General features: G+C 73.5%; 15 protein-coding genes and 1 pseudogene. 8 read left to right on the top strand and 8 right to left on the bottom strand.

The genetic code is table 11. The features are described from left to right. Window positions 1–37: 37 nt before the first annotated feature. Window positions 38–502 (bottom strand): VOC family protein, encoded by a 465-nt coding sequence (locus AB0L40_RS13425; RefSeq protein WP_364354918.1) that lies wholly within the window; start codon window positions 500–502, stop codon window positions 38–40. Then, complete coding sequence (locus AB0L40_RS13420) at window positions 499–2,487, bottom strand: acetoacetate--CoA ligase (RefSeq protein ID WP_364354915.1); 1,989 nt, start codon at window positions 2,485–2,487, stop codon at window positions 499–501. The genes AB0L40_RS13425 and AB0L40_RS13420 overlap by 4 nt, the downstream gene beginning before the upstream one ends. A gap of 253 nt (window positions 2,488–2,740) precedes the next feature. Here AB0L40_RS13420 and AB0L40_RS13415 point away from each other — a divergent pair, with 253 nt between their 5' ends. Beyond that, complete coding sequence (locus tag AB0L40_RS13415; protein WP_364354912.1) at window positions 2,741–3,634, top strand: VOC family protein; 894 nt, start codon at window positions 2,741–2,743, stop codon at window positions 3,632–3,634. 68 nt (window positions 3,635–3,702) lie between these two features. Here the strand turns inward: AB0L40_RS13415 and AB0L40_RS13410 are convergent, their stop codons facing one another. After that, entirely contained in the window at window positions 3,703–4,515 is an 813-nt protein-coding gene (locus AB0L40_RS13410; protein ID WP_364354909.1) for a FadR/GntR family transcriptional regulator, read from the bottom strand. A 132-nt stretch (window positions 4,516–4,647) separates the two neighbouring features. Here AB0L40_RS13410 and AB0L40_RS13405 point away from each other — a divergent pair, with 132 nt between their 5' ends. Continuing rightward, window positions 4,648–5,160 (top strand): nuclear transport factor 2 family protein, encoded by a 513-nt coding sequence (locus tag AB0L40_RS13405; RefSeq protein WP_364354906.1) that lies wholly within the window; start codon window positions 4,648–4,650, stop codon window positions 5,158–5,160. Window positions 5,161–5,191: 31 nt separating this feature from the next. After that, window positions 5,192–5,929, top strand: a complete 738-nt coding sequence (locus AB0L40_RS13400) for an EthD domain-containing protein (RefSeq protein WP_364354903.1) — start codon at window positions 5,192–5,194, stop codon at window positions 5,927–5,929. A 30-nt stretch (window positions 5,930–5,959) separates the two neighbouring features. On the opposite strand, the gene AB0L40_RS13395 is transcribed toward AB0L40_RS13400, so the two are convergent. The 4 genes from AB0L40_RS13395 to AB0L40_RS13380 are packed head-to-tail and all read right to left on the bottom strand — an operon-like array spanning window position 5,960 to window position 11,034. After that, complete coding sequence (locus tag AB0L40_RS13395) at window positions 5,960–6,727, bottom strand: ABC transporter ATP-binding protein (protein WP_364354900.1); 768 nt, start codon at window positions 6,725–6,727, stop codon at window positions 5,960–5,962. 11 nt (window positions 6,728–6,738) lie between these two features. After that, window positions 6,739–7,527, bottom strand: coding sequence for an ABC transporter ATP-binding protein (locus AB0L40_RS13390; protein WP_364354897.1), 789 nt, complete (start codon window positions 7,525–7,527; stop codon window positions 6,739–6,741). A 2-nt stretch (window positions 7,528–7,529) separates the two neighbouring features. Then, complete coding sequence (locus AB0L40_RS13385) at window positions 7,530–9,731, bottom strand: ABC transporter permease (RefSeq protein ID WP_364354894.1); 2,202 nt, start codon at window positions 9,729–9,731, stop codon at window positions 7,530–7,532. A 4-nt stretch (window positions 9,732–9,735) separates the two neighbouring features. After that, window positions 9,736–11,034 (bottom strand): hypothetical protein, encoded by a 1,299-nt coding sequence (locus tag AB0L40_RS13380; protein ID WP_364354892.1) that lies wholly within the window; start codon window positions 11,032–11,034, stop codon window positions 9,736–9,738. A gap of 323 nt (window positions 11,035–11,357) precedes the next feature. On the opposite strand from AB0L40_RS13380, the gene AB0L40_RS13375 reads away from it, so the two are divergent. From AB0L40_RS13375 to AB0L40_RS13355, 5 genes are all read left to right on the top strand, one after another. Beyond that, complete coding sequence (locus AB0L40_RS13375) at window positions 11,358–13,100, top strand: FAD-dependent oxidoreductase (RefSeq protein WP_364354889.1); 1,743 nt, start codon at window positions 11,358–11,360, stop codon at window positions 13,098–13,100. Window positions 13,101–13,133: 33 nt separating this feature from the next. Beyond that, window positions 13,134–13,910, top strand: coding sequence for an EthD domain-containing protein (locus AB0L40_RS13370; RefSeq protein WP_364354886.1), 777 nt, complete (start codon window positions 13,134–13,136; stop codon window positions 13,908–13,910). A 252-nt stretch (window positions 13,911–14,162) separates the two neighbouring features. Continuing rightward, on the top strand, window positions 14,163–15,761 hold the full coding sequence (locus tag AB0L40_RS13365; protein WP_364354883.1) for an FAD-binding oxidoreductase: 1,599 nt from the start codon (window positions 14,163–14,165) through the stop codon (window positions 15,759–15,761). A gap of 4 nt (window positions 15,762–15,765) precedes the next feature. Next, window positions 15,766–16,590: an enoyl-CoA hydratase/isomerase family protein gene (locus AB0L40_RS13360; RefSeq protein WP_364354880.1), complete on the top strand. Its 825-nt coding sequence runs from the start codon at window positions 15,766–15,768 to the stop codon at window positions 16,588–16,590. 43 nt (window positions 16,591–16,633) lie between these two features. After that, complete coding sequence (locus tag AB0L40_RS13355) at window positions 16,634–17,425, top strand: SDR family oxidoreductase (protein ID WP_364354877.1); 792 nt, start codon at window positions 16,634–16,636, stop codon at window positions 17,423–17,425. 79 nt (window positions 17,426–17,504) lie between these two features. Here AB0L40_RS13355 and AB0L40_RS13350 read toward each other — a convergent pair. Beyond that, window positions 17,505–17,897, bottom strand: a pseudogene (locus AB0L40_RS13350) (hypothetical protein); the annotation flags it as partial.

Genomic DNA, 17,897 nt, shown 5'->3' with positions numbered 1-17,897 from the left:
TGCGCCTCTTCCTGGGTGGACCGCCCGCGGGGGGCGGTCATCGGGTGTGCGGCGCGGACGCGCCGCCGGTGGTGGTGTCCGGAACGGGGACCGGTCCGCCGGTCCGGGGCTCGACGAGCTCGATGAGGGTGCCGCCGGTCGCCGCGGGATCGAGGAACGCGATCCGCGATCCGCTGACGCCGTCGCGGGGCGGGCCCACGGTGCCGACGTCGTCGCCGGCCAGCCGGTCCAGCTCGGCGTCGAGGTCCTCGACGGCGAACGCCACGTGGTGCAGCCCGCCCTCGCCGTCGGCGAGCACGCGCGCCGCGCGGGTGTCGTCGTGCAGCGGCCGGACGAACTCGAGGTCGAGCCCGTCGAGGTGCGCCCACATGACCTCGATGCCGAGGGCGGGCTCCGCGACCGGCTCGTCGACCACGCCGACGCCCGCGCGCTCCAGCAGCAGCCGCACGGACTCCAGCTCGGGGACGACGACGCCCACGTGGTGGACCGCCCCGAAGCTCATCGCAGCGCCTCGCGGCCGGCGCGCTCGGCGGCCAGCGTCACGAACGCGTCCATCGCGTCGGGGTCCAGCAGCGCGCCGCGGCTGGCGACGGTCTCGACGTCGGCGCCCTGCATCACGCGCTTGACCGGGACCTCGAGCTTCTTGCCCGTCAGGGTCCGCGGGACGGCGGCGACCGCGTAGACCTCGTCCGGGACGTGGCGCGGGGAGCGCTGGCGGCGCAGCTCCTGGGCCATCCGCCGGCGCAGGTCGTCGTCGAGGACCGCGTCGGGCCGCAGGACGACGAACAGCAGCAGGTCCCCGCGACCGCCGACCTCGCCCTCGAGGTGGACCGCGACGCTGTCGGCGACCTCGGGCAGGCGCTCGATCACGTCGTAGATCTCGCCGGTCCCGAGCCGGACGCCGCCGCGGTTGAGCGTCGCGTCCGACCGGCCGGTGACGTTGCACGTCCCGCGCGACGAGACGACGAAGCGGTCGCCGTGGCGCCAGACGCCGGGGAAGACGTCGAAGTAGCTGTCGTGCATGCGCGACCCGTCGTCGTCGCCCCAGAACCCGAGGGGCATCGACGGCATCGGCTCGGTGATGACGAGCTCGCCGACCTCGTCGACCACCGGGGTGCCGTCGGGCCCGAAGGCCTGGGCCGCGACGCCGAGCATGCGGGCGGAGATCTCGCCGGCGGTGACGGGCGTCAGCGGCGTGCCGCTGCAGATGCCGCTGCAGATGTCGGTGCCGCCGCTGCCGGAGTAGAAGTGGGCGTGGGGCGCGACGTCGGCGTAGACGTAGCGGTAGCCCTCGATCGGCACCGGCGAGCCGGCTGCGAACATCGCCCGCAGGCGGGAGAGGTCGTAGCGCTCGCGCGGGACCGCCCCCGTCTCACGGCACATCATCAGGTAGGTCGCCGAGACGCCCCAGACCGTCACGCCGTCCTCCGCGACCGTGCGGAACAGCTGGTCGAGCTGCGGGTACGTCGGATCGCCGTCGATCAGGACGACGCTCGCCCCGACCATCAGCGCCGAGACCACGCGGTTCCAGACCATCCAGCCGGTGGTGGAGAAGAAGAGGAAGCGGTCGCCGGGACCGAGGTCCTGCTGCAGCGCCCCCATCTTCAGGTGCTCGAGGACGATGCCGCCGTGGCCGTGCATGATCGGCTTCGGCAGGCCGGTCGTTCCGGACGAGAAGAGGATCCACAGCGGGTGGTCGAAAGCCACGGGCTCGTAGTCCATCGGCGCGTCGATCGCGCGCAGCTCCGCCCACGGGACGGTCCCCTCCGGCGCGGCGGCGTCCGGGTCGAGGTACGGGATCGAGACGGTCGCCGCCAGGTGCGGCAGCTCGTCGCGCAGCTGGGCGACGACGGCGGAGCGGTCGACGACCTTCTCGCCGTAGCGGTACCCGTCGACGGCGATCAGGACCTTCGGGTCGATCTGCCGGATGCGGTCCAGCACGCTCTGGGTGCCGAACTCCGGCGGGCAGGCCGCCCAGATCGCGCCGAGGCTCGCGCTGGCGAGCAGGCCGATCACGGCCTCGGGCGTGTTGGCGACGTAGCCGGCGACCCGGTCGCCCGGCCCGACGCCGAGCCGCCGCAGCCCCTCGCGGACGCGGCGGACCTCCTCGCGCAGCTCCCCGCGGGTGGTCTCGGTGGTCCCACGCGTCTGCGAGTGCGCGACGATCGCGACCTCGTCGTCGTCGCCGGCCCGCAGGACGTTCTCCGCGTAGTTCAGGCGCGCGCCCGGGAACCACTCGGCGCCCGGCATCGTCCGCGTGCCGAGGACGGCGGTCGGCTGCGCGTGGGCGACGACGTCGAAGTGGTCCCAGATCGTCCGCCAGAAGGCGTCGAGGTCGGCGACCGACCACGCCCACAGGTCCTCGTAGCCGTCGAAGGCCAGACCGCGCTCGTCGCGGAGCCACGTCATGTACCGGCCGAGGCGCGTGGCCTCGCGGGCATCGGGGGCGGGCGTCCACAGGATCTCGCCGGGCGGGAGGGCCGTCATCGTGCGTCTTCACCTCGTCGTGGGGCCGCGGCCGCGGGGCCCGGGGACGGCTGGTGCCGTGGCCGCCGGGGCGGGCTCTGCAGTCGGTCGTGCATTCGTGACCATAGTAGCGATCTTTGTCATCCAATTGGGAATCGATCGGCCGGAAGAACGGCCTACGGGCATCCGACCCCACGGGCCCGAGGCATGTGACTACTATGACCATGAATCGGATCCGGGACGGATTCGGACGACCAGCGACGGGAGCAGCTCCATGAACACCAAGGTCATCTCGGCCGTCGGCCACGTGGCCCTCAGGGTCCGCGACGTCGAGGCGGCGGTCGAGCACGCCACGACGACGATGGGCCTGCGGCTGAGCGGCGTGCACGGCGCCCGCCACTACCTCACCGAGGGCGAGCCGCACCACTCGCTGCAGTACGTCCAGGCCGACCACGACGCGGTCGACCACATCGGCCTGGAGGCCTCCAGCGCCGCCGCGCTGGACGAGATCCGCGATCGCCTCGCGCGCCGCGGGATCCCGCTCCTGCGGGACGAGCCGATCAACGACTGCTTCCGCGACGGGCTCGCGTTCGTCGCCCCCGGCGGGTTCGTGATCGAGGTCTACACCGGCATGCCGATGGACCAGCCGGCCTTCAGCCCCGTGGGAGTCCGCCCCAGCCGCTTCGGCCACGTGAACTTCGGCGTCGCAGAGCCGGCCCCGCTGATCGAGGTGCTGACCGAGGTCCTCGACTTCCGCATCTCCGACGCGTTCCGCGGCGGGGCGTTCCTGCGCTGCAACTTCGAGCACCACGGGATCGGCGCGCTCGTCGGCCCCGGGGTCCTCCAGCACCACGCGTGGAAGGTCGAGAGCATCGCCGACCTCGGGCGCCTGGGCGACCTGCTCGACGGACGCGGGGAGAGCCTCCTGGCCGGCCCCGTCCGGCACGGGATGGGGCGCAACATCGCGGCCTACATCCAGGGGCCGGCGAACATGATGATCGAGTACTACTGCGACATGCAGCTCATCCACGACGACGAGAACTACGTTCCCGGCACGTGGGACGAGGCGGGCCACAAGTGGTTCACCCGCTGGGCCCCGCAGCTGCCGGACCCCGAGACGCGCAAGCTCGGGATGGTCCCGGCGCCGCTCGGCGACCGCGTCGCCTGAGCGCGGGCGCCCCGGCCCCGCCGGCGCGCGACACCCGCCGGGCGCGCGCCCGGCGGACCGTCAGGCGGTCACTGGACCCAGCGCAGCGACCGCGACATGAGGTCGCGGTTCTGCTCGATCCGCCCGCGCTTGCCGGCGGAGACGTGGCGGGCCATCGCGTCGGCCGCGCCGTCGGGGTCCCGCGCCTCGAGCGCGTCGATGATCTCGTTGTGCCCCTCGACGACCGTCTCGCGGAACGCCCGCGTGTGACGGAACTCGTCGGCGCCGCTGTCGGCGACCGCGAGCAGCGTCTCGAGGAAGATCTGGATCACGACGTTGCCGGTCGTGCTGCCGATGATCCGGTGGAAGCGCTCGTTGGCGTCCATGCCGGCCTCGGTGGAGACGTCGTCGCCCTCGAGCTCGGAGTTGATCGCCCGCAGCCGGGCGATCTCCGCCGTCGTGATGTGCGACGCCGCCAGGCGGGCCGCGGAGGCCTCCAACAGGATGCGCGCGTCCAGGACCTCGATCATCGTCGCGCGCTGGAACTGGAGGATCAGCGTCAGCGACTCGGAGAGGTCGTTCGGCTGCGGGTGCCGCACCACCGGGCCGCCGCCCGGGCCGGAGCGGATCGTGAGGACGCCACGAGTCTCGAGGATCCGCAGCGCCTCGCGCAGCGTCGTGCGACCGACGCCGAGCTGCTCGACCATGTCCTTCTCCCGCGGGAGCATGGCGCCGGCGGGCAGCTGCGACTCCACGATGTACTCGGCGAGGTCGCGGGCGATCGTCTCGGAGCGCTTCAGCTGCCGCTTCGTCGCCAGGTTGATGGCCCGGGGCTTGGCGGGGCCCGGACTGGGGTCGGAGGCCTCGCCGCCGACGTCGGTATCACGCTCAACCTTCGCCATGGTTGGCGAGTATAGGGCGCCGGCAGGCGGCCGGCGCACCCCGTTGCCCCTGCTCCGGCGAAGTTCTCACCGCACCGACCGCGCCACGTTTATCGTGCCTATCATGGCCATTGATACGAACGGACGCCGCTGATGACTCCGCAGACCGCGATCGCGCCGGCGGGCGTCGAGCTGCTCCTCGCCCTCGAGGAGCTTCGCACGCTGAAGGCCCGCTACTGGCGATACGTCGACACGAAGCGCTGGGAGGCGTTCGGGACGCTCTTCGCCTCCGACGCCACGTTCACGGACCACTCGGCCGGCTTCTCGTGCGACGGACGGGACGGGATCGTCTCGGGCATCTCGGGCGTCCTGGACGACATCCGGACGATGCACCAGGGTCAGCAGTCCGAGCTCGAGGTCCTCGGGCCGGACGAGGCGCGCGGCATCTGGTCCATGCAGGACTACCTCGTCTTCCCCCCGGGCACCCCGCACCCGACCAACCCGCAGCCGGTGCAGTCCCTCCGGGGCTGGGGTCACTACGTCGAGCGCTACGTGCGGATCGACGGCGCCTGGCGCTTCCGCACGATCGACCTGTACCGCCTGCGGCTCGAGACGACCACCGTCTCGCACACGGCCTACCCGCCCGACTTCACCCTCGGCGGATGACCGGCGCGCACGGGCGGACGGGGGCGGGGTCGTGAGCGCCGAGGTGAAGGCGGTCTACCTCGCCCGCCGCCACCCGGGGCTGACCCGCGAGAGCTTCACCGACCGCTGGCGCCGCCACGGGGCGCTCGCGATGAGCCTGCCGATGTGGCGGCACACGAGCGGCTACGCCCACGGCGACGTCGACCCCGACCCGCCGCGCGACCGCGACGGGCAGCTGCCCGACCGCTGGAGCGGCGAGCACGACGCGGTCGGGACGGTCTTCATGCCCTCGCCGGAGGCCTTCGCGGCCTTCCACGCCCACCGGGACTACCCGCGGCTGCGCAACGACGAGCACGGCACGTTCTCGGGCCTGATCGAGGAGTGCGCGGTCCTGACCACCGAGTGGCCGGTCCTCGAGCGGCCGGGCACGACGGTCCGGGTCCTCGGCTTCCTGGTGCCCGCGCCCGGCCTGACGCGCGTCGCGTTCCACGAGCGCTGGGCGGCCCACGCGGGCCTCGTGATGCGCCACGAGAGCCTCGCCGGCCTGCTGACGCGCTACGTCCACAACCGCTCGGCCGCGTCCGACGCGGAGCCGCCCGCCGGCTCGTTCGCGGAGGTCGCCGGCGTGGCGGAGCTCGGCTTCGCCTCGATCGCCGACCGCGACGCCTACCTCGCCCACCCCGACCGGGCGGGCCTGGCGGACGACCTGGCGACGTTCACCGACCCCGCGCGGACGGTCCTCGTCGCGACCAACGAGGTCACGATGGCGGTGCGGACCCCGCCGGACTGACCCGGGCGGCCCGCCCCCGCGGGACCGGGGTCAGCCGGCAGCGACCGCCGACGCCCCCGGGGCGGCGTCGGTCGCGCCGTCGTCCAGGGCGAAGTCGCCGAGGTACGAGCTCTCGAGGACGGCGCGCTGGGCGTTCAGCTCCTCGGCCGTACCCGACATCGAGACCGTGCCGTGGGCGAGCACGTACGCGCGGTCCACGACGCGCAGCGCCAGGTGGACGTGCTGCTCGACCAGGACGATCGCGCAGCCGGTGCGCGACGCGACGTCGCGCACCGCGGCGAGCAGGCGCTCGACGATGACCGGCGCGAGGCCGAGGCTCATCTCGTCGAGCAGGAGGACCTTCGGCCGCGACACCAGCGCGCGGGCGACGGCGAGCATCTGCTGCTCGCCGCCGGACAGCAGCGCCGTGCGGCGGTCCGCCAGCGGGACGAGCGCCGGGAAGAGCTCGAACGCGTCGGACATCCCCTTCGCCTTGTCCGCCTTGGAGCCGCGCAGCCCGAGCCGCAGGTTCTCCTTCACGGTCAGCTCGTAGAAGAGGTTGCGCGACTCGGTGACGTGGGCGAGCCCGCGCCGCGGCAGCAGGTGCGGCTGTCGCGTCGAGGGCCGCGAGCCGAGGACCTCGATCTCGCCCGCGAGCGGGCGGATCATGCCCGAGATCGCGAGCAGCGTCGTCGTCTTGCCGGCGCCGTTGGGGCCGAGCAGGCCGACGACCTCCCCCTCGTCGACGTCGAGGTCGAGGTCGCGGACGACCGGCACGCCGGCGTACCCGGTCGAGAGTCCCCGGAGCTGGATGACCATGTCGATGCCTCCTAGGCGTGCGCGGCGTCGAGCGCCACGTCGTCGGTGCTTTCCGTCCCGAGGTACGCCGCGATCACGGCGGGGTCGGTGCGGATCTGGGCGGGGGTCCCCGACGCGACGATGCGGCCGAAGTCGAGGACGTTGATCTCGTCGCACACGGCGAGCACGAGGCTCATGTCGTGGTCGACCATGAAGACCGACATGCCGTGCCCGAGCAGCCCGCGGAGCACGACGCCGAGCTCGCGCGACTCCTCGCTGTCCAGGCCGGACGCGGGCTCGTCGAGCAGCAGGAGCTTCGGCCGGGCGGCCAGCGCGCGGGCCAGGGCGACGAGCTTGCGCTGGCCGTTGGAGAGGTCCTGCGGCAGCCGCTCGCGCAGGTCGCCGATGCCGAGGACGTCGATCGCCCAGTCGGCCCGCTCCTGGACCGGCGCCGGGAGCCGGCGGCGGAAGAGGTCGCGGGGCAGGCGCCAGAGCGATACCGGGTCGCACGCGACGAGGACGTTGTCCCAGACGCTCAGGTCGTCGAACAGCTCGAGCGATTGGAACGTGCGGACCAGGCCGCGCCGCGAGCGCTCGTCCGGCCGGACGAGCGAGATGTCCTCGCCGTCCAGCAGGACCGAGCCCGCGGTGAGCGGCGTGAAGCCCGACACGGCGTCGACGAACGTCGTCTTGCCGGCGCCGTTGGCCCCGATCAGGCCGACGAAGCGGCCGTGGTCGACCGTGATGCTGACGTCCTCGTTCGCCCGGACGCCACCGTAGGAGATGGTGACGCCGCGGGCCTGCAGCAGCGGGGTGCTCATGGTCATCGGCCTTCCTGGACGGTGGTGGACGGCGGGGCCGCGACCGGGCCGCCCGGCTCGCGGGACGCCGGGGGCCCGGAGGCCCGTCGGCGCTTGAACTGCTCCCAGAAGATGCGCGTCTGGCCGGCGATGCCGTCCGGGTTCGCGACGACGGTGAGCACCAGGCCGAGGCCGCCGACGAGCACCGCGTAGTCCGGGCCGAGCCCGACCCACTCGCGCAGCGCGGTGAAGACCAGGCCGTTGGTGACCAGCAGCCCGCCGATCACCGCGCCGGTGACGCTCGAGATCCCGCCCATGTAGGCGAAGGCCAGGAACGACAGCGACGCGAAGACGCCGAAGTAGTCGGGCGTGACGGACCCGAAGCGGTAGCCGGAGAGGGCGCCCGCGAGGCCGGCCACGAAGGCCGAGATCCCGAAGGCGGCGATCTTCGTCTGGCGGACCGAGATCCCGGCCGCCGCGGCCGAGCGCTCGTTGGCCCGCACGGCGAGCATCCGCCGGCCGAGCCCCGAGGAACGCAGCAGGCTGGTGAGCCCGGCGAGCGCGACGACGACGAGCACGCAGAAGATGCCGAACCACGGGTTGGGGATCTGCCCGTCGCCGAGGCTCGTCGGCGTGATCGGCCCGAACTCCTGGCCGAACAGCTTCGGCGGGGAGACCACGGCGCCCCGCAGGCCCCCGGCCCAGTCGGGGTTCTTGAACACGAGGCTCTGGATCGCGACCGCGGCGGCCATGGTGACCACCGCCAGCTGGACCCCTCGGAGGCGCAGCGCCGGCAGCGCCGCGAGCACGCCGACGACGGCGGCCGAGAGCGCGCCCAGGATCGGTGCGAACGGGAAGCCGATGCCCGCCGAGGACGACAGCTTGGCCATCGCGAAGCCCGCGAAGCCGGCGAGTGCCATCTGGGCGAGCGAGACCTGGCCGACGAAGCCGATCAGGATCACGAACGACAGGCAGATCGCGATGCCGACGACCGAGTTGACCTCGGCCAGGCGCCACGTCGGGCCGAGCACGAGGAAGCCGCCGATGCCGACCACGAGGCCGGCGATCAGCTTGGGGCCGACGTGGCGGGGCGTGGGCGAGAACGGCAGCCGGACGTTGCCCAGCGAGCCGCGGCTCGGCAGGCCCTTCCGCTGGAACGCGAGGACGACCAGGATGATCGCCAGCGGGACCGTCTCGGCGACGCCCGGGATCGGCGAGCCCGCGGACTGGGGGTACCAGCCCTTCGTGCCGAGGTACTGGATCAGCGCCTGCAGCATGCCGATCGCCAGGCCGGCGGCCGCGGCGACGCCGAACGACGTGAAGCGGCCGACGAGCGCGGCGGCGAGCGCCGGGACGACGAGCAGCGTGGTGGTCGTCGGGTCCGCGGTGCCGTTGACCGGCGCGGCGAGGACCGCGAACAGCGCGACGACGATGCCGGAGAAGACCCAGTTGCCGCCGCTGACGATCGTCGGCGAGTGGCCGAGCAGCACCAGGTGCCGCTCGTCCTCGGCGGCCGCGCGGGTCGCGAGGCCGAAGCCGGTGAAGCGGTAGATCGCCCACAGCGCGGTGGCCGCGACGATCACCGCGCCGCAGAGGATCAGCTGGTTGACCGGCACGACGATGTCGGCCGGCAGCTTGACCGAGTCCGCGCTGAGCGTGGCCTTGATCGGCACCGGCGTCGCGGTGAACGCGAGCACGATGACCGACTGGATGACGAGCAGCAGGCCGACGGACGCGACGACCTTCGCGACCGGCGACGCGGTGCGCAGCGGGGCGAAGATCACCCGGTAGAGCAGGCCGCCCCAGATCGCGGCGACCGCCACCGTGATGATCAGCGCCGGGATGAACCCGACGGGTCCGCCGATGTCGACCTTCCAGCCGATCACGAGGAGCTTGCCGTCGGTGTTCAGGGCGTTGAACACGTACGTCGCGTACATCGCCATCGCGCCGGTGGCGATGTTGATGACGCCCGAGCCGCGGTAGGTCACGACGACGCCGAGGGCGAGCGCCGCGATCAGGGAGCCGCTGCCGGCTCCGAGCAGGAGGGACTGGATGGCCTGCGTGTCGTTGGCCAGCAGGACGATCGCCAGGACGGCGATGACCGCCCAGGCGCCGTGCTTGACCTGGGGGCGCCGGCCCGCAGCGCGCGGACCGGGCTCGGTGGGCGCCGCGGGCGGCGCCTTCGTGGGCTCCTCGACCGGGAGCGTCGGTGCGTCGGTCGCCATGGGATCAGCCGAGCGGGACGTCGCCGGCGGTGGACCAGGTACCGCCCTTGTAGGTGCTCATCCGGGCAGCGCTGCCGCAGACGGACACGAAGCCCTTCTGCGACCCGCAGGACATGGGGCCGGGGACGCCGAAGGCGGGGCCCTTGAACGCCTTGATCGCGGACTCGTAGGTCGCGGGCGACACCTTGTCGGCCCCGATCTCGTTCGTCCACTTCACGATCGCCAGCAGGTCGCCGAAGGTCTTCAGCGTGTAGCCGCTGTTGACCGCCTTGGGCGCGCCGTAGGTCTCCAGCGCGTTCTTGAACGCCTGCCCGTCCGCGTCCGCGGTGACCCGCGGGTTCGACGCGTAGCTCGCGAACGTCCAGCCCTCGGGCCCGCCCCCGGTGTGGTCGGCGACCTCGTCGGCCGCGCAGATGGAGGAGGTGACGACGGGCTTCTCGACCCCGAGCTGCTTCATCGCGTCGTAGACGGAGTTGCACTGCGAGGCGGCGGCCGGGTTGAAGATCACGACGTCGGCGCTCGCGGCACCGGAGGCCTGGACGGCCGAGACCATCTCGGGCGTCGTCGCCGTGTCCGGGTAGTACGCGACCTTCGTGTCGGCGCCGAGCTTCTTGAGCATCGGCATCAGCACCTCGCCGGTCGTGAACTTGCCCGAGTCGTTGCCGGTCGCGACGATCGCGACCTTCTTGCCGATCTTCGTCGCGGCGACCGCGAAGGCGTTCAGCGTGGAGTTGGCGCCGCCGTCGAACTCGTAGACGTGCGGGGTGGTGGAGTCCGGGCCGGTGGCGGCGGCGGAGACGAGCACCGGGAACTTGCCGCCGACCGTCTTGTAGAAGGAGCCGTTCCCGGCGATCCCCAGGGTCCAGACGGCGATGTCGATCTTCTTGGAGAGGAACTCGGCCGCGCACTTCTGGCCGTCCTCCTCGCTCTGGACGATGCACGGCTCGAGCTTGAGCGGCCGGCCTCCCGCCCCGCCGAGGTCGGCGTTGACGAACTTCGTGGCCGCGTTCGCGGTGTCGAGGTACTCGGGGAACGCGGGCGCGGCGCCCTGCTGGTTGACGACCCCGACGACGATCGGGTCACCGGCGCCGGCCTTGCCGGCCTTGCCCCCGGTGAACTTCAGCGCGGTGTCGATCGTCGCCTGCGAGATGCCGCCGTCGGCGGCGGCCGTGGTCTTCGCGGCCGTCGACGTCGTGGCGGCGCTGGTCTCGGTGTCGCCCCCGTCGTCCCCGCCGCAGCCGGCGAGCGCCAGGGCGGCGGTGGCACCTAGGAGGGCCAGGGACCTGGTCCTGTTGAGCCTCATCTTGCTTCTCCCCTCGTGAGCGCGGGCGGACGATCGTCCGCTCGCTGCGGGCTCCTCGCCCTGTGATCGGCATCACCATACGTACGAACGTAACTATGTGCAAGGTTTTGTCGGCGAGGCGTCCGTTGCGGGCCGCAAGGAACGGCCCGAAGCCCACCGAACACTCGCCCTCACTGGCGATCTGCGTCGAACCGGCGGCCCGTCGCGAAATCGAGAGGTTCCCGCATTCAGGCTTACTATGGCTATCATTAGGCTCGTTCCGGTCGCCGTGATCGGCACAGGAGACACCCAGAGCCCGGTGCGCCGCACCGGAGGAGAGCGCGATGACGCCGCCCGAGCAGTCCCCCGCAGAACGCACCGTCGACGTGGTGGTCGTCGGGGCCGGTGCCGCCGGCCACGTCGCCGCGCTGCGCGCCCGCGAGGCCGGGCTCGACGTCGTCCTGCTCGAGGCCGGCGACGAGCCCGGCGGCACGACCCGCCGCTCGAGCGGCGGCTACTGGGTGCCGAACAACTCCCACATGCGGGCGCGCGGGCTGACCGACCCCGAGCCGGACGCCATCCGCTACATGGCGCGCGTCGGCTACCCGTCCCTCTTCGACGACGGCCACCCCACCTACGGGCTGGACCCGCGCGACCACGAGCTGCTGCGCACGCTCTACGCCACGACGACCGAGGCCGTCGACTGGCTCGCCGAGCACGGCCACCTGCGCAGCACGGAGATGGTCGGCTACAACGGGGTCAAGGGGGAGTTCCCCTCCTACCAGCACCTCCCCGAGTTCGACCGCGCCCCGTACGGCCGGCACCTCGGCCCGGAGTACACGGAGGAGAGCGCGGAGGCCGCGAAGCACGACGCGTCCCGCGCGCAGGGCCACGTCGCCCCGACCGCCGGCACCCAGGGCGACGGCCGGGAGCTGTGGGCGCAGCTCGACGCCGCCGCGCGTCGTGAGGGCGTCGAGCTGCTGGTCCGCCACCGCGCCCGGCGCCTGATCACCGACGACGCCGGGGCCGTGACCGGCGTGCTCGCCGACACCCCCGACGGGCCCGTCCTGTTCCGGGCGACGAGCGTCGTCGCCGCGACCGGCGGGTTCAGCCAGGACGCCGCCCTCAGCGACGAGCTGCTGCGCGGGCCGATCTACGGCACCGCCGCGGTCCCCACCGGCGTCGGCGACCTGCTCCGCATGACCGAGGAGCTCGACGTCGAGCTCGGCAACACCGAGAACGCCTGGTGGGCGCAGGTGCCGCTCGAGCCGGCGCTCCGGCAGCGCAACATGGACTGGCTGCTCTTCGTCCCCTACGGCGACTCGATGGTGATCGTCGACCGCGAGGGCGACCGCGTCGTCAACGAGAAGGACATCTACGACCGCCGCGGGCGCGCGCACTTCCTCGGCGGCGCCGAGGCCGGCTGGCCCAACCGCGTGCTGATGATGGTCTACGACGAGGGCGTCGCCCGCGACGAGCTCGACTGGCAGCCCCGCTGGCCCGTCCCGCTCCCCGGCGGCCGGCTGTCGGTCCGCGCGTCCGGCATCGACGAGCGCGAGCTGCCGATCAGCGGCGCGACGCTCGAGGAGCTCGCGGCGAACATCCGCTCGCGCCTGGCGACGCTGGCCGACGGCACCGGCGGATTCGACCTGGCCGCCGGCTTCGCCGACCGGCTCGCGGCGACCATCGAGCGCTTCAGCGGCTTCGCCCGCGCCGGGAAGGACGAGGACTTCGGCCGCGGCGAGACGCCGGTCGAGCTCGGCTTCAACGGCCCCGGCCGCCCCGGCAGCGCCAACCCGACGATGGCGCCGTTCCGCGCGGAGGGCCCGTACCACTGCATCCTCGTGGCGGCCGGGACCCTCGACACGAAGGGCGGGCCGCGGATCGACCCGCAGGCGCGTGTCCTGCGGGCCGACGGGACCCCGATCCCGGGGCTCTACGGCGCGGGCAACTGCGTGGCGGAGCCGACCGGCGAGGGCTACTTCTCCGGCGGCGCGACGCTCGGCGCCGCGATCGCGTTCGGGTGGCTGGCGGGGACCGGGGCGGTGGCGCGAACCGCCGGCCTGTCCCGGCACGCCACCCGCTGACGCCACCCCTCCCCGACCAGAAGGACCTCGCTCGTGCCCGGCCCCACCTCCGTCACATCGGTCTACCTCGCCCGCCGCCACCCGTCGCTGACGCGCGACGCCTTCCCGGCACGCTGGCGCCGCCACGGCGCGCTGGCGATGAGCCTCGGGCTCTGGGAGCACTCCGAGCGCTACGTCCACTGCGACGTCGAGGAGCACCCGCCCGTCGCCGACGACCCGTACCTGCCCGGCGCGTGGACCGGCGAGCACGACGGGATCGGCCTCGTGACGATGCCGAGCGTCCCGGCCATGCGTCGCCTCAGCACGGCCCCGGACTTCCCGATCCTGCTCGCGGACGAGTGCACCGCCTTCGCGGCGCCGATCCCGAGCGGCGCGCTGGTGACGCGGCAGGTCCCCCACCTCGACCGGCCCGGCACGGCGGCGAAGGTCTTCGCCTTCGTCACCCCACGGGACGGTGTCACGCGGGAGGCGTTCCAGGAGCGGTGGACCGCGCACGCCGCGCGCGTCATGGGCGACGTCCCGCTGCGGGCACCGCTCCTGCGCTACGTGCACGACGTCGTCCTGCCGATCGGCCCGGGCGAGGTCGTCGAGGCCACCGAGCGCTCGCGTCCCGAGGGCGTGCTCGCGGACGTCGCCGGCGTCGCCGAGCTCGGCTTCGCGAGTGCCGCGGCGCGGGCGAGCTACCTGTCGCACCCCGGCCGCAAGGCCGTCGTCGCGGACCTCGCGGAGTTCGCCGACCTCGACCGCCTCCTCCTGATCGCGACCAACGAGGTCGTCCTCGACGACCGTTCGGGCGTCGCGGTCGCCTGATGGCGCTCGCCCCGCCGCCGGCCCCGGTCCCGGTCGCCGCCACGGGCGCGGGGCCACCGCCGGCACGGGGCGGACGGCGCGGCACGGTGTCGTCGGCGCCGCCGGGCCATCGGGCGCCGCGGCACGCGGGAGGAGAAAATCCCCGCCGCCGCGTATCTCTGCATACGATAAGCACTGATCCGTCGGCCGCCCGGCCGACGGGGAGGACGGCGTCCGGCCGTCGCCACCACCCCGCACGACGAAAGGTCCGGGATGACCGATCTGCTCCCCCCGGGGGTCTCCGAGGAGACCCTGTCCGCCGCCATCGACCAGTTCGTCGAGGCCCTCGGCGCCGACGGCGTCCTCACCACGACCGCGGAGACCGACGAGTTCCGCGACCCGTTCGAGCCGGCGTCGTGGCGCACGTACGTCGCGTCCGTCGTCGTCCTGCCGACGAGCACGGAGGAGGTGCAGGCGGTCGTCCGGATCGCCAACGAGCACCGCATCCCGCTCTGGACGCACGGCCAGGGCCGCAACAACGGCTACGGCGGCGCGGCGCCGCGCGTCCGCGGCGCGGTGACGATGAGCCTGCGGCGGATGAACAAGGTCCTCGAGATCAACGAGGAGCTCGGCTACGCGGTCGTCGAGCCGGGCACGACCTGGCTCGAGCTCTACGAGGCGATCCAGGCCGGCGGCCACCGGCTGATGCTGTCCTGCACCGACCTCGGCTGGGGCAGCGTCATCGGCAACTCGCTCGAGCACGGCCTGACCTACACGCCGTACGGGCAGGACTTCTCCGCGCCGTGCGGGATGGAGGTCGTCCTCGCCGACGGCGAGCTGCTGCGCACCGGCATGGGCGCGATGACGGACAACCCCGCGTGGCACCTCTACAAGCGCGGCCTCGGTCCGACGCTCGACCAGCTCTTCATGCAGTCGAACTTCGGGATCGTCACGCGGATGGGGCTGTGGCTGCACCCGATGCCCGAGGCGTACGTCCCCGTCTGGGTCCGCGTCTGGGACGAGGCCGACCTCGTGCCGCTCGTCGACACGCTCCGGCGGCTGCGCCTGGACCGCACGATCGAGGCCGTCCCGGTCATCTACAACACGCTGATCTACGCGTCGGGCTCGTCCCGGAGGGCGGACTGGTTCGACGGCGAGGGGCCGATCCCCGACGTCACGATCGACCACATCGCGAAGGAGATCGGGTCCGGCCGGTGGCTGATCCGCCTGGGCCTGTTCGGTGACGAGGCGGTCGTCGACCACCAGTTCGCGAAGATCAAGCGGGCGTTCGAGCAGATCCCGCGCGCCGAGGTGTGGGGCACGAGGATCCCGGCCGACCAGGCGCCGAGCCTGGAGAACCCCGCCGAGCTCGTCGGCGCCGGCGTGCCGAACATGGCGCTGTCGCACCAGACCGGCTGGTACGGCGAGGAGGCCGGCGGCCACATCGGCTTCTCGCCCGTCGTGCCGATGCGTGGTGCCGACGCCTACGACGTCCACCGCCTGCTGCGGGAGACGATCGAGCGCGACGCGCACCTCGACTACATGGTCGGCAGCGTCGCGATCAACGCGCGCTCGCTGATCAACGTCGGGTTCATCGCGTTCGACACGCGCGACGAGGTGCAGGCGCGCGGCGCGTACGACACGTCCAAGCACCTCGTCGCCAAGGCGGCCGAGCACGGCTACGGCGAGTACCGCGCGCACCTGGACTTCATGGACCTCGCCGCGAAGCACTACGACTTCAACGACCGCGCGTACATGCGGTTCGTCGAGCGGATCAAGGACGCCGTGGACCCCAACGGGATCCTCTCGCCGGGCAAGCAGGGCATCTGGCCCGAGCACCTGCGCGACGGCGGCGCGGTCGCGGCGGACTGAGCGCGTGTCGACCTCCGCCCCCTCCCCCGCGGCGCCGCCCGCCGACCACCCGCACCTGCGCGTGGAACGCGACGGCCACGTCGGGATCATCACGCTGGACCGCCCGCGGGTCCTCAACGCGTTCAACGACGACCTCGTCCGCGCGCTGCGCGCGGCCGTGGTCGCGCTGGACGAGGACGACGACGTCTGGGTCGTCGTCCTGCGCGGCGCCGGCCGGGCGTTCTCGTCCGGCGCCGACGTGCGCGAGCGGCAGCTGCGGCCCGAGGCCGAGCTGCGGGCCTACGGCGGCCCCGAGGCCCCGGACGCCAAGGCCCACGACGTGCTGCAGGGCCTGACGCACTGGAAGCCGATGATCGCCGCCGTCCACGGCTACGCGATCGGCATGGCGCTCGGCTTCGTCCTGGAGTGCGAGATCGCGGTCGTCGAGGCGGGCACCCGCCTGCAGGTGACGGAGACCGCGCGCGGCCTGGGCGGCGCGCGCTACGCCGGCCTGCTGCGCCACCGCGGCGGCGGCGCCTGGGCGGACGAGGTCGCGATCACCGGCCGCTGGTTCGACGCGGAGGAGGCCCACCGCCACGGCGTCGTCAACGAGCTCGTCCCCGCCGGGCGGGCGTACCCGCGGGCGATGGAGATCGCCGCGGCGATCGCCGCGCACCCGCCGCTCGGGGTCCGCCCGACGGTCGCGATGCGGCGGGCGGAGATCCACGCGATGGCCGAGGTCGCCTACGCCCACATCGACCGCTGGGACCTGCACCTCACCGAGGACTTCCGCGAGAGCGCGACCGCGTTCACCGAGAAGCGGCCCGCCCGGCCGTACGTGGGGCGATGAGCACCGTGTGGACCTCCTCCCTCGAGCGGCGGACGGCCGACTGATGGGCGTCCGGAACCGGACCGCCGTCGTCACCGGCGCCACGTCGGGCATCGGCGCCGAGATCGCGCGCGTCCTGGCCGACCGCGGCGCGCGGGTGGCCGTCTGCGGCCGCGACCGCGAGCGCGGCGACGTGGTCGTGGCGGAGATCACCGCGGCGGGCGGCGAGGCGGTCTTCGTCGCCTACGACGCACTCGACCCCGCCGGGGCGGGCACGCTCGTCGCCGCGGTCGAGGAGGCCCTCGGCCCGGTCGAGATCCTCGTCAACAACGCCGGGACGATGTTCTTCGGGCCGGTCGCCGGCCACACGCCGGAGACCTTCGACACGGCGATCGGGATCAACCTCCGGGCGCCGTTCCTGCTGACCCAGGCGGCGCTCCCGGGCATGGCGGATCGCCGGCACGGCCGGGTCGTGTTCGTCTCGTCCAACGGCGCGTCGTCGGGTGCGGCCCGGACGAGCCTCTACGCGATGAGCAAGGCGGGGCTCGAGGGACTCATGCGGGCCCTGATGGCCGAGTTCGCGGCGTCCGGGATCACGTTCAACACGGTCGCGCCGGGCCTCGTCCGCACGCCGCTGACGTCGACGATGCTCGACGACCCCGCGATGCAGACGCGGTTCGCGGGCCATCACCCCAACGGCCGGGTGGGGGACGTCCGGGACATCGCGCACGCCGTCGCGATGCTGGCCGACGACAACGCGGGGCACGTGCTCGCCAACGTCCTCACCGTGGACGGCGGCCTGACGCGGGCGATCGGCTACGCGGTGGAGGAACCACCGGCGGACAAGGTGCAGTAGGCGGCCGGCGGGACCCGGTCCGGGCCGCGCCCGGGCCGAGGTCGACCGCCGGGTGAACCCGCCGGCGACCCGACGCCCGTCAGCCCTCCGTCGACACCGGGGCCGCCGCCGCGCGCAGCACGCCGGCGTGCGCCGCGAGGACGTCCTCCAGCCGCACCACCGGGCGGCCGGCGAGCTCGGCGAAGCCGCCGTCGGGGACGTCGAACCAGCCGCCGCGGACCGCGGCGTGGTGGGCGGCCAGCAGCGCGGGCATGGGCTCGGCGATCCCGTCGGCGCGGGCGGCCGGTGGGTACGCGTCGTCGGACACGTCGAGCACCGGGACGGGCCGGCCGACGAGGCCCGACACGATCGCCGCGACCTCGGCCTGCGTCCGGCCGGGGCCGCCGGTGCGAGACTCGGGACCTCGTGCGTTCTCGTCTGCTGCTCGTCGTCCCCCTGGTCCTCGGCACCGCGCTCGCGGGATGCGGAACGT

The organism is Patulibacter sp. NPDC049589 (genome assembly GCF_040675535.1).
Classification (GTDB): domain Bacteria; phylum Actinomycetota; class Thermoleophilia; order Solirubrobacterales; family Solirubrobacteraceae; genus Patulibacter.
The sequence above is the reverse complement of the archived record's forward strand: the minus strand, read 5'-3'. Positions and strand labels throughout refer to the sequence as shown.